The sequence below is a fragment of the Methylomonas sp. genome (assembly GCF_023228165.1).
Taxonomy (GTDB): Bacteria; Pseudomonadota; Gammaproteobacteria; order Methylococcales; family Methylomonadaceae; genus Methylomonas.
Map to the genome: position 1 here is coordinate 1 of NZ_JALOBS010000009.1, position 12,275 is coordinate 12,275.

12 protein-coding genes are annotated in these 12,275 nt (G+C 52.8%); 9 read left to right on the plus strand and 3 right to left on the minus strand.

The window, feature by feature from the left end; genetic code table 11:
- On the plus strand, positions 1-108 hold a 108-nt coding region (locus M0R33_RS24390; protein ID WP_366043435.1), incomplete at its 5' end, for an IS3 family transposase.
- 253 nt (positions 109-361) lie between these two features.
- Entirely contained in the window at positions 362-1,213 is an 852-nt protein-coding gene (locus tag M0R33_RS08080; RefSeq protein WP_292567650.1) for an SIR2 family protein, read from the plus strand.
- A gap of 89 nt (positions 1,214-1,302) precedes the next feature.
- Here the strand turns inward: M0R33_RS08080 and M0R33_RS08085 are convergent, their stop codons facing one another.
- From M0R33_RS08085 to nifL, 3 genes are all read right to left on the minus strand, one after another.
- Positions 1,303-3,036, minus strand: coding sequence for an NAD-dependent malic enzyme (locus tag M0R33_RS08085; protein WP_292567652.1), 1,734 nt, complete (start codon positions 3,034-3,036; stop codon positions 1,303-1,305).
- Positions 3,037-3,138: 102 nt separating this feature from the next.
- A complete protein-coding gene (nifA, locus tag M0R33_RS08090; RefSeq protein WP_292567654.1) occupies positions 3,139-4,671 on the minus strand; it encodes a nif-specific transcriptional activator NifA in 1,533 nt (510 codons plus the stop codon).
- Positions 4,664-6,295, minus strand: a complete 1,632-nt coding sequence (nifL, locus tag M0R33_RS08095) for a nitrogen fixation negative regulator NifL (protein WP_292567656.1) — start codon at positions 6,293-6,295, stop codon at positions 4,664-4,666. The genes nifA and nifL overlap by 8 nt, the downstream gene beginning before the upstream one ends.
- Positions 6,296-6,584: 289 nt before the next feature.
- Between nifL and rsxA the strand changes: the two genes are divergently transcribed.
- The 7 genes from rsxA to M0R33_RS08130 all read left to right on the plus strand — a co-directional run bounded on the left by rsxA (position 6,585) and on the right by M0R33_RS08130 (position 12,264).
- The gene (gene rsxA, locus M0R33_RS08100) at positions 6,585-7,166 is read left to right on the plus strand and encodes an electron transport complex subunit RsxA (protein WP_292567658.1); all 582 of its coding nucleotides are present in this window, start codon (positions 6,585-6,587) and stop codon (positions 7,164-7,166) included.
- Positions 7,167-7,304: 138 nt separating this feature from the next.
- Complete coding sequence (rsxB, locus tag M0R33_RS08105) at positions 7,305-7,841, plus strand: electron transport complex subunit RsxB (RefSeq protein WP_292567660.1); 537 nt, start codon at positions 7,305-7,307, stop codon at positions 7,839-7,841.
- Between the two features lie 13 nt (positions 7,842-7,854).
- Complete coding sequence (gene rsxC, locus M0R33_RS08110; protein ID WP_292567662.1) at positions 7,855-9,402, plus strand: electron transport complex subunit RsxC; 1,548 nt, start codon at positions 7,855-7,857, stop codon at positions 9,400-9,402.
- Entirely contained in the window at positions 9,399-10,454 is a 1,056-nt protein-coding gene (locus M0R33_RS08115) for an RnfABCDGE type electron transport complex subunit D (RefSeq protein WP_292567664.1), read from the plus strand. The genes rsxC and M0R33_RS08115 overlap by 4 nt, the downstream gene beginning before the upstream one ends.
- Positions 10,455-10,468: 14 nt before the next feature.
- Positions 10,469-11,212: an electron transport complex subunit RsxG gene (rsxG, locus tag M0R33_RS08120; RefSeq protein WP_292567666.1), complete on the plus strand. Its 744-nt coding sequence runs from the start codon at positions 10,469-10,471 to the stop codon at positions 11,210-11,212.
- A 50-nt stretch (positions 11,213-11,262) separates the two neighbouring features.
- Positions 11,263-11,976 carry an electron transport complex subunit E gene (locus M0R33_RS08125; RefSeq protein WP_292567668.1) on the plus strand — a complete coding sequence of 238 codons (714 nt, stop codon included), beginning with the start codon at positions 11,263-11,265 and terminating at the stop codon, positions 11,974-11,976.
- 12 nt (positions 11,977-11,988) lie between these two features.
- The gene (locus tag M0R33_RS08130; protein ID WP_292567670.1) at positions 11,989-12,264 is read left to right on the plus strand and encodes an RnfH family protein; all 276 of its coding nucleotides are present in this window, start codon (positions 11,989-11,991) and stop codon (positions 12,262-12,264) included.
- Positions 12,265-12,275: the final 11 nt, after the last annotated feature.

Below are 12,275 nucleotides of genomic sequence, written 5' to 3' on the forward strand. Positions count from 1 at the left end.
GGCGTGATCGATTATTTGGCCTTTTACAATGGCCGCCGATCACACTCAACATTGGGTTATCAATCCCCAATCGAATTCGAGCGGGAATTTTATAGAAACGCTGTCTGAACAGGTGTCCGGTTTTTGTTGACCATTACAGTTTGGACGGTTTTGTATCGATTGACCCATAACCGTTTAAATACCGCTTTATTGTGATAAACCCTACAAATATCCGTGATTTAATACATCTGTCTAACCCGTGCCCCACTGGGGCCATACCTTGATTTTTGCCGTCCGGCAACCTCAACAACGGCTGTATGCAAAACTGGATTGAATATTGCTTAAGCCTACTAAATAGTGGTTATTTATTAGGAGTTCACCCATGTCCGAATCCGTATTTTCCGAAATCCTCAGCGGTCTTTATGACAATCAAGTCGTGCCTTATCTGGGGCCGGGGGTGTTGTTCGACGCCGTCAGCAAAGTCAGCGGCGCGCCCATGCCAGCCGACAGCGATAGCCTGATTTTGGCCATGAACGGCGGCAAACCGATGGCGCCTAAATTGATGTATGAATTCCCACGGGCGGCCATGAATCAGGAGCTGAAACGCGGCCGTAATTTCCTCGGCCAGTTTCTGGATAAAACCTATCGAGACACCAAATATAGCCGTGCCGCGATTCACGACTGGGTGGCGGAATGGAAACCCAATTTTGTGATCGATATTAACCGCGACACGCAATTACAAGACAGTTATGCCGACGAAGAACACACGTTAATCGTCGGTTTGGCTCGCGTAGTGGGCAATGACTATCGCTTCAAAATCTATCAATACGACGGCCAGGCTTATTTCGAAGTCGCACAAAATCAGGTCGACAAAAAGCTGCCTATCCTATTTAAACCGATGGGCACACCTAGACCCGAGTCCAACTACGTTGCCTCTGACGCCGACTACGTCGATTACATCACCGAATTAATGGGTGGCTTTGCCATTCCGGATTTCTTAAAGGAATATCGTAAAGGTAAAAAATATCTATTGATCGGTTTACCTTTAAACCGCGACTCGGAACGTATGGTAATGAGCGACATAACCTATGACGCCGACCAACACAGAGGCTGGTTTTTACGTAAAAATCCAACCGACAAGGAAAAACGCTTTGCTGGAAAATTGGGGTTTGAATTAATCGAAGCCGATTGCAAGGATTTGCTGGAACAAGTGCAAACCCGCCAGGCAGCCTAACGCGGGTTTTGTTGATGACATCCCCTTCCGCCTCACAGTCCCGCAACCCCACGCCCAGCGTGGGGCTATATGGATGGGCGGCCGATGATTTAACCGATCGTGGCGTATTTGACCGGCAAATGCTTGGCTTGCCAGAGATTGGCTTTGATATAGGCCTCCAGATCGATGCCGGCCAAGTCCGTGCGACAGGCGGAACCGTCTTCCAATGCTTTCGCCAACACGCGAGTTGCCACATACAGACTGACTTTTCTCAAGTCGGAAATCGGCGGAAAGATCTGCCCGGCCGACAGACAATGTTCCTCGGTGTAATCGGCCAAGGCGTAAGCGGCCTCTTGCACCATGGCCTCGCTAATACGACTGCACTCGGCCAGTACCGCCGCAAAACCCAATCCTGGAAAAATAAAGGCATTGTTGCCTTGAGCAATCTGATAACGCTGTCCTTGGTATTCAACATCCGCGAAGGGGCTGCCGGTCGCTATGATGGCTTGTCCATTCGTCCACTCTAGTATGTCTTTAGGCGTGGCTTCGCAATTATCGTTGGGATTGGATAACGGAAAAACGATAGGCCGTTGATGGTTTGCGGACATGGTTTTGATAATGGTTTCAGAAAACAATCCGGCCACGCCGGAAAGACCGATTAAAACCCCCGCTTTGGCATTCGCCACCACCTCCAGCAAACACGGAATATGATCAGACTGTATCGGCCATTCTTGAAAAATTTGTTTATCGTGAGCCAAGGGTAATTTGTAGTCTTCGATAGTCGACTCGGCAAGCACCAAACCATGTGCGTCTACCACAAAAATTTGCCTAAGGGCTTGTTCCGGCGACAAACCGGCCCGAATCAGGCCTTGCATAATAGCACTGGCGACACCGATACCGCCCGCACCGGCCCCGACCACGACGATGGTCTGCTGAAGCAAGGTTTCGCCCTTTTGCCGACAGGCTAAAATCAAACCCGCCAACGCCATCGCACCGGTACCTTGAATATCGTCATTGATACACGGAATTTGGTGTCTATAGCGTTCCAGCACATCGAAAGCCACGTGCTTGGCAAAGTCTTCCCATTGAATAATGGCTTTAGGCCATCTTTTTCGGACCGCGGCCACAAATTTATCCACCACCGCCCAATATGCCTCACCCTGCAGGCGTTTGGTTCGAACACCCAAATAGGTCGGATTATTCACTAACTCTTCTCTATCGGTCCCCACATCCAGATTGACCGGTAAAGTTTGAAACGGACATAAGCCGCCGCCGGCCGTATACAAAGACAGCTTGCCGATACAAATCGCCAAACCGCCCATGCCTTGGTCGCCGATACCGAGTATTGCCGAGGCATCGGTCACCACGATCATGCGAATATCCTGCATCGGGTAGTGTTCCAGCACGCTATCGACACGGTCGATATTATCAACCGATAACGTCAACCCGCGCGGCGTGTTGAACAAGGAACTGAATTGTTTAACCACCAAACCAATCGTAGGCGTATAGACAATAGGCACCATTTCTTCCAGATGCCGTTCCAACAACGCGAAAAACAGCACATCCGTGCGGTCATGGACTGCCCGCAGAAATTGATACTTGGCAATATCATTCGGCTGAATTTGATAATTTAGGTACAAGGCATCCACTTGCTGTTCAAGCGTTCTAACCTGGGGCGGCAACAGCCCATCCAGCCCCAGTTCGACGCGCTCCGCAATGGAAAACGCCGTTCCCTTATTAATGGCAGGCAGGCGCAGCAACAAACTGCCGCGCAACATCACCTGCAGATAAGCATTGCCGTCCGCATCGATCCGATAATCAAAGTAATCGCTTAATTTTGGCATTCAGTGCTTCCCGAGGTAAGAGTTAACCGCATAATAATTCAGTAGCCCAAGGCCCGGCGGCTATTTTTCATACCGATTCAGAATCAGCATCCGCCGCCTGGATCAGATCTGTTTAACACTAATATTCAGGGTCTGAATCCGATAGGCGATCTGGCGCGGCGTCATATCCAGCATGCGGGCGGCCTTGGCTTGCACCCAACCGCATTGCTCCAGAGCGGCTATCACGCGTTCGCGTTCGTCCAGGTCTTCGTCATGTAGATCCATCATCCGGATCGGTGCGGCCGGTTGCGGTCGGCTAAGGCTGATTTCGTCTTCCAGGCCGGTGCTGATGATGACATCCCGATCGATGATACCATCGTGGCTCATGATGGCCGCGCGCTCCAGGCGGTTTTCCAGCTCCCGCACGTTGCCGGACCAGTTATGTTTCATCAAAATGCGCAGTGCGCTTTCCTTGAGTTCCAACAGCCTGCCGCCTTGTTGTTTGGAAATACGGTTTAATAAAAAGCTCGCCAATTCGGGAACATCCTCAATGCGGTCGCGCAAGGGCGGCATGTTGATCGGCATGACATTCAGACGATAATACAAATCCTCCCGAAACATGCCGTCCGCCACATCTTTTTCCAAATTACGATTGGTGGCGGCGATGATACGCACATTGACTTTCAAAGTCCTGACCCCACCTACCCGTTCGAACTCGCCCTCCTGCAGCACACGCAGTAATTTGGCTTGAAACGACGCGGAAATTTCCCCCACTTCATCCAAAAACAAGGTGCCGTTGTCGGCCAGTTCAAAGCGGCCCTTGCGTTGGCCGATGGCGCCACTGAAGGCGCCTTTTTCGTGGCCGAACAATTCCGACTCCAACAAAGTGTCCGGCAATGCCGCGCAATTGAGTTTCAAAAACGGGCCGCTGGCACAATTCGAATTAAAGTGTATGGCGTTGGCCACCACTTCCTTACCGGTACCGGATTCGCCGCGAATCAATACCGTAGTATGCCATTTTGCCACCTGACGGATAATGTCGAACACTTTCAGCATCGGCTCGGAATGGCCGATGATGTTTTCGAAACGGTAATTTTTCACCAGCGCTTGTTTCAGAAAATCCCGCTCGTTAACCAGTTCGGTTTGTTTGCGCTCCATGGCCCGCACCGAATTGACGCTGTGCGCAATCAGATTGGCCACCATTTCCAGAAAACGAGCCCGTTCGCCTAGAAAGCTCGAATCGCACGGTTGTGCTGCCAATATGCCCACCACTTCGCCTTGCTCAACCGCCAACGGCGAACCGATAAAAGGTAGATCCGGGTTGTACACACCCAGGCGGCTCAAAAAGCGCGGCTCATCGGCAATGCGTTCCACAACGATGGTGCAGCCCTCGTCCAGAATCGCGCCCACCAAGCCTTCGCCAGGCTGGTAACGGATACTGCGATCGATATCGTCGCCATAAATTTCGCAAATGCTCATGCTGTCGTTATCGACATCGCGTAGCGTGATCATCCCAAAGTGCAGGCCGGAGCGCTTATGCAAAATTTCCAAAATGCCTTTAAGTTTATTACGCATATCGTGCGTGCTGTTGAGCAGCTGACTCACCAGAAACAGCGTATCCAGTTCAGACTCAACCAGTGTGGCGCGATCATTCATGAATACTTACCCCCAACGAATGCTGTTGGCTGGGAAAGCTGATATTAAACCGGCAACCATTTTTATATTCCGGATCGATTTCAATAATACCGCCATGCTGGCTGACAATTTCCCGTGCCATTACTAAACCCATTCCGGCTTGAGCGCCGCCCAGACTTTGATGCGTGGTAAAAAACGGTTCGAATACTTTTTGGCGTTGATTGGCGGGTATCCCCGGACCGCTGTCGGATATGGCCACCCGCACCCAATCATGATCGGTGCTAGTGCTGATATTGATCAGCCGTTCATTAACCCCGGCCCGATTCATGGCGTTGACGGCATTATCGATGAGCTGTTTAAATAACATGCGTAATTTGTTGGCCGAGCCGAGTACGGATGGTAAAACCGGGTTGGGCAACCAATCCACCACCACGCCGTTGGCCAGGAATTTTTGACTATGCAACAGCATGGTTTCATGCAGTAGTTGGTTGATATTCACCGACGTCACGGCAGTTTCGGGAATTTCCGGCACACAACGCCGCAAGGTTTCCAGCGTTTCCTCGCCCCTGGCTTGTACCTGGCTTAACAAGTCTTTTAGCGATTGATTTTGGCTGTCGTTCCGCTGACTCATGATTTGAATAGCCGCGCTAATCTGGTTCAGGGGCTGGCGAATTTGGTGCATGGCGCCCAGCAGCGTTTCGCGGATGCTGCGTATATGCTCTTCTTCGGACATCAATTGCCGCAGGGTATGCAATTGCAGTTTCTCTTGCTGACTGCGTTGCAGGCTGATGTCGTTAATGGTCAGCAGCAGGTAATTGCTGGACTGCCGGGAGAAAAAGTTGTCGGCATCGGTACCGTTTTCGCAAAACCAGTTGCCGGAACAGGAAAACCAGCGCGTACCCCGACGGCCTATACCCTCGACCCGGATCTCCCGATTCACAAAGCCTTGCGGCTGAGCGGCCAGCGTCGACCACAAATCCCCCATGTCTTGTTGCAAGGCATCCAAAAAAAACAGAGCCGGCTCGGCGTAACCCAGCTCGCTGATCAACATTTTGTACATCTGATTATCCAGCACGATACTGTTGGCACTATCCAGCACTACCATGGCAACCGGCGAGGCGTTCAAAACCGACTCTATCAATTGCTTTTGGTTGTTGACTTGCTGCTCGGCATAATGCGCCTGAGTGACATCGCGGTGCATACCAATGTAATGGCTGATGGCGCCCTGTTCGTCCAGCATGGGAGCAATAGTCAGGTCCGCCAGATAGCGCTGCCCCTGCTTGCGCCGGTTAACCAGCTGACCGTGCCAGACTTGCTTACGGGAAATAGTGTGCCAAAGGTCGTAGTAAACCTGCCTGGGAGTACATTTATCGGAAAGTTTTGATTCGTTTTGCCCCAGAATTTCGGCTGCCAAATAGCCGGTAACCTGAGTAAACGCATTGTTTATATAAAGTATGTTGGCTTTCTTATCGGTAATGGAAATCGCGATAGGCGCTTGTTCAACCGAAGCCACAAATAGTGACAAAGGTACAGTTTTCGAGTTATCACTCCTTTCGGGATTGAGTGAGTCGATGCCTGGTGCGATCAAGTCAGCCACTTCGGCTGCGATCTGGTCAGGTAGAAAATCCGGTGTTATTTTGCTCATTACTGACTCTGGTTGATTGAATCGACTATACATTTATTAGCAAATTAAACGCCAATATTTTTAAATTGGGGCTTTGTAACAAATCCGCATCGCTATAACCCTTGTTAGTATCAGGATTTTGTAGGCTTTACGACAATTTTTAATCCACCTCTCCGGCATGTGTGTTGTTTGGTACAGCTCATCCGCACCGCAAAAGACCGCAAATGCACTAAATCTGCCCGCTTAACCCCACTGGAATTGTTGGCATAGATGATGCTCAATCGTTTACAAACAACTGGGTGTTAAGGCGATGGGCGAATACTTACTGCTGATTCTAGGTACAGCATTAGTCAACAATGTAGTGTTGGTAAAGTTTTTGGGTTTATGCCCCTTTATGGGGGTCTCCAACAAACTCGATTCCGCCCTGGGCATGGGGCTGGCCACCACCTTCGTGCTGACCTTGGCTTCGGCCGCCAGCTGGGTATTGGAACACCGCTTATTAATGCCCTTCGATATCGGCTTTTTGCGGGTGCTGGGCTTCATCCTGGTTATTGCCGCGGTGGTGCAATTCACCGAAATGGTGATTCACAAAACCAGCCCGGTTCTGTATCAGGTCTTGGGCATTTTTCTGCCTTTGATTACCACCAATTGTGCGGTTCTGGGTGTAGCGCTGCTTAACATCCAAGAACATTATAACTTCGTGCAAAGCCTGATGTTCGGCTTTGGCGCGGCAATGGGTTTTACCCTGGTGATGGTGCTGTTTGCCGGTCTCCGTGAACGCCTGGCGTTGATGGCTGTACCGGCTCTTTTTTCGGGCACGCCGATAGCATTCATCACCGCCGGCATTCTGTCCCTGGCATTCATGGGCTTTGCCGGCCTTTATACCAAATGAAAACAGCACGTTTGCATCGAACCCTTTTCGGCGGACACGCGGCTAGCCGCCCGACTGTCGGAACCGCCGAATTAAACAACCGCCGCAGCTACGGCACTTTTAAAGCCGCAGGCATATTCTGAACCACCGAGACGGATTATGTACATTCTATCAGCCATCATTATCCTCACCGCACTGGGCTTGTTCCTGGGCTTGAGTTTAGGTATCGCCGCCAAATATCTGCGGGTGGAATCCGACCCCTTGCTCGAAAAGGTGGAAGCCCTGATGCCGGGTTCGCAATGCGGCCAATGCGGCTTCCCCGGTTGCCGGCCCGCCGCCGAAGCGGTGGTCTCGGGTTCGGCGCCTGTTACGCTTTGCCCTCCAGGCGGCACTTCGCTGGTGGAACAGTTGGCAAAATTGCTGGGCGTGGATGTCGATTTAAGCCAAACCAAAGACGCCGAACCCATGGTGGCCCGCGTCAGCGAAGATACCTGCACCGGCTGTACCCGCTGCTTTAAAGTCTGCCCCACCGATGCCATCGTCGGCGCTCCCAAACAGATTCATGCCGTAGTGGCCGATGCCTGTATAGGCTGTGAAAAGTGTATCAACGTCTGCCCAACAGAATGTCTGCAAATGCATCCGGTCGAAGTGACTCTGCGCGATTGGCGCTGGCCTAAACCCATGGCCGCGGCTTAAACGGAGAACCTGCATGCTGGCTTTATTCGAAAATCCCAGGCTGCGCGGCGGCATTCATGCCGAAGAGCACAAAACCGAAACCTCGGGCGTACCGATTGCTTTGGACATGCCGTTGCCGAAAAAGCTGTATATCCCGGTACAACAACACGTCGGCAAACCGGCCGAGCCCTTGGTCAAAGTCGGCGAAAAAGTACTGAAAGGCCAGTTGCTGGCGTATAGCCAAGGCACCATTTCCGCGCCGGTACATGCCCCCAGTTCGGGCCTGATAGCCGATGTATTGGATTTCCCGGCACCGCACCCTTCCGCATTGCCGATCCGCACCATCGTCATCGAAACCGATGGTCTGGATCAATGGACTCCCATCCAAAAGCCTGATGATCCGCTGGCGCTGGCGGCGGAAGAAATCTGTGCATTGGTCGGTGCGGCAGGTGTAGTCGGCCTGGGTGGAGCGGTATTTCCGTCGGCGGTAAAACTGGATTTGGGCCGCAAGAATAAAATTCATACCTTGCTGATTAACGCCGGCGAATGCGAACCCTATCTGACCTGCGACGATAGATTGATGCAGGAACGGGCCAGCGAAATTGTCACCGGCATCCGTTTGATGCTGCGTGGAATGGGGGCTCCCGAAGCCACCGTCGGTATCGAAGACAATAAACCGGAAGCCTATCTCGCCATGCGCGAGGCTTGCGCCGAATTTACCAACATTAATGTGGTGCAAGTGCCCACCCGTTACCCCATGGGTTGGGACAGACAAATGCTGCGCTACCTGACCGGTCGGGAAATTCCAGCCGATGGCCGCGCCACCGATATAGGCGTGGTAATACACAATGTGGCAACCGCTCATGCCGTCTATCGGGCGGTCTGTCTGAACCAGCCGCTGATTACCCGGGTAGTCACCGTCTCCGGCAGTGCGGTGGCCAAACCACAAAACGTAGAAGTATTGATCGGCACTTTAATCTCCGAAGTATTGGATTTCTGCTTGGTCGACAAAAGCCGGGTGGCCCGCTTGATCATGGGCGGGCCGATGATGGGCGACGCGCTGCCTATCAGCGAAGTGCCGGTGGTCAAGGCCTGCAACGGCATTTTGGCACTATCCGAACAGGATATCGAAATTCCGGAAGTCAAACCCTGCATCCGCTGCTCGACTTGCATAACGGCTTGCCCGGTCGGTTTGTTGCCGCTGGAAATGGCCAGCCGCATCCGCGCCAACCAGCTGGATGCCGCCGTCGATTTAGGTTTAAAAGATTGCATCAATTGCGGTAGCTGTTCCTACGTGTGTCCGTCTAATATTCCGTTAGTGCACTACTTCAAGTTCGCCTCGGGTGAGTTGTATAAGCGCCAGCAGATGGACCACAAATCCGAACAAACCAAACGTCTGATGGACGACCGCACCCAACGCATGGAGCGCATCCGCCTGGAACAGGAAGCCGAAGCCCGCCGGGTGATGGAAGCGCGCGCGGCCAGGGCCCGCGAACAGGAATTGGCCAAACAACAAGCCCAACAGGCCCAGCAAAGTATTAGCGAAGCCGGCAACAAAGCCACCGCGGAGGAAGTCCAATGAGTATCAAACCTGTCAGCGGCCCTCATGTCGTCGCCGTCCGCAGTGTAGACAGCATTATGCGTAAAGTGATTTACGCGCTGCTACCGGCCACGGCCTGGGGAATCTTCATCTTCGGCTGGCCGGCCTTGTATTTGTGTGCCGTGACGATATTTTCCGCGGTATTGTTCGAAGCGGTTTGCCTGAAGTTAAAGGGAGTTGCCGCCGCACCTTATTTACGCGACGGTTCCGCCATCCTCACCGGTCTGCTGGTGGTCATGACCCTGCCGCCTTGGGCGCCTTGGTGGATAGGCGTCGTGGGCGCGGCGATCGCCATCATCCTAGGCAAACAGGTATACGGCGGCCTGGGCCAAAATGTTTTTAATCCGGCCATGCTGGCACGGGTAGCCTTGCTGATTTCGTTTCCGATCGAGATGACCACCTGGGTCAATGTTAAACCCATCCTGTTAGGCCCAGGCATCATGGAAAGCCTGTCGATTACCTTTTCCGGCTTGTCCGATCTGGATGGCGTGACGGGCGCCACAACCCTGGGCGCCGTGAAAACCGGTTTTTCCGTGCATCAAACCTTGCCTGGCCTGTTGCACGATTACTCCGCCATTCTGGCTTTCATCGGCTGGGAACGCGGCAGCCTGGGCGAAACTTCCACGCTGTTGATTTTGTTGGGCGGGCTGTGGCTGATTCGGGACGGCATCATCAAATGGCAGATTCCGGCGTCGCTGTTGCTTAGTATCGCCTTGCTGTCCAGTCTGTTTCACCTGATTGACAGCCAGCATTACCTGGGCCCATGGGTACATCTGAATTCCGGCGCGGTCATGCTGGTGGCTTTCTTTATCGCCACCGATTACGTCACCTCCCCCAACACACCGGTAGGACAAGTGATTTTCGGCGCCGGTTGCGGAGCCCTTATTTTCATCATCCGCAGCTGGGGCGGTTATCCGGAAGGCACCGGCTTTGCCATTTTGTTGATGAACGCGGTCACCCCGTTAATCGACCATTACATTCGCCCCCGCATTTACGGGCGCTACCGTAACGGCAAACCCATAGACGTCAGCTAGCCGAGAGAATCATCATGAGTTCCGACCCCGCACACGAACAACCCGCCGCTCAAGCTCCCGAGCTGAAAAACGCGTCGGCTGCCAAGCAAAAATTGCTGGCTTTCCTGGCACCGGACAATCTGGCGCTATGGCGGCCTAGATTGAGCTATCAGGCCGGCGTGCTGGCTGTATTTGCTTTGCTGGCCAGCGTTTTATTGGGTTTTGCCGATCTGGCCACCCGCGATGTGATTCAACAGCGCCTGGATGAAGATTTAAAAGCCAGCCTGGAAGCCGTGGTACCGGCCGATTTATACGACAACAACCTGCTGGAAGACACCATGACCCTGGCCTCGGCCGAGCACAATATCGGCGCGGCGGAGACCATGGTTTATCTGGCCAAAAAAGCCGGCAACGTGTCGGCGGTATGTTTCAAGTTTATCGCCCCGGACGGCTACGCCGGCCCGATCAGCTTGGTGATGGGCGTGAACACAAAGGGCGAAATTCTGGGCGTGCGGGTAATCGCCCATGTGGAAACCCCCGGTTTGGGTGACAAGATAGAAATCAGCAAATCCAAATGGGCGCTGGGTTTTAACGGTAAATCGCTGGATAACCTGACTGCGGCGCAATGGGCGGTCAAAAAAGATGGTGGGGTGTTCGATCAATTTGCCGGCGCCACCATTACCCCACGCAAAGTAGTCCAGGCCATCAAACGCGGCCTGGATTTTTATCAAGCCAATCGCCCGGAATTGCTAGGTTTGCCCAACGTATCAGAACCCTAAATTGTTGTAACGTTGCAAAATTTTGCGCCGCTCCCCAAGGAGACTTCGAGATGAAACTATCCAGCTTATTTTCCGAACCCTACCGAAAAATCGCCAAAGACGGCTTGTGGGACAACAACGTGGTGTTGACCCAAAATCTGGCCTTGTGCCCCTTATTGGCGGTAACCGGTACCGCCACTAACGGCCTGGGCATGGGCCTGGCGACCATGGTGGTGATGGTGGCGTCTAATGCCGCGGTGTCTTTTAATCGTCACTTGATCCCGACGGAAATCCGCATTCCGATTTTCGTACTGTTGATAGCCGCCTTGGTGACCTTGGTGGATCTGTTTTTGAACGCCTGGATGCACGAATTACATAAAGTGCTGGGCTTATTCATCCCATTAATCGTCACCAACTGCGTCATTTTAGGCCGCGCCGAAGCGTTTGCCTCCAAGCAACCCTTAATGCCGTCGATGTGGGACGGTTTTATGATGAGCGTCGGCTTTACCCTGGCCATGGTGGTATTGGGCGCGGCGCGGGAAATCAGCGGCGCCGGCACCCTGTTTGCCAATGCCTCCGTGTTGTTGGGCGAAAGCTTCCGGTTTATGGAACTGACCATCATTCCCGAATACAAAGGCTTTCTGTTAATGGCCTTGCCGCCCGGCGGCTTCATCATGTTGGGTTTTATGGTGGCCGCCAAACGCCTGTTCGATAAAAAAGCCGCCCAAAAACAAACACCCGGCGCGGTGATTGAAAGCCTGCAATTAGCCGAACAAGACAGTTAAGGGAGACTAGCCATGAATGTAGGGGTGTGTTATGCGGAAGCCGACCGGCAATTGTGGTTACGTCTGGAAGTACCCGAAGGCAGCAGCGTACAGCAGGCGATCGAGTTATCCGGGGTGCTAAAACAATATCCGTATATCGATTTGACTACCCAGAAAGTCGGTATTTTCGGCAAGCTGGCCAAGCTTGATGCCCCAATCAAGGAAGGCGACCGGGTGGAAATTTACCGCAAAATCACCGCCGATCCGCAACAAGTCCAACGACGCCGCGTAGACGTCGATGCGGATTAACCGAATTTTTT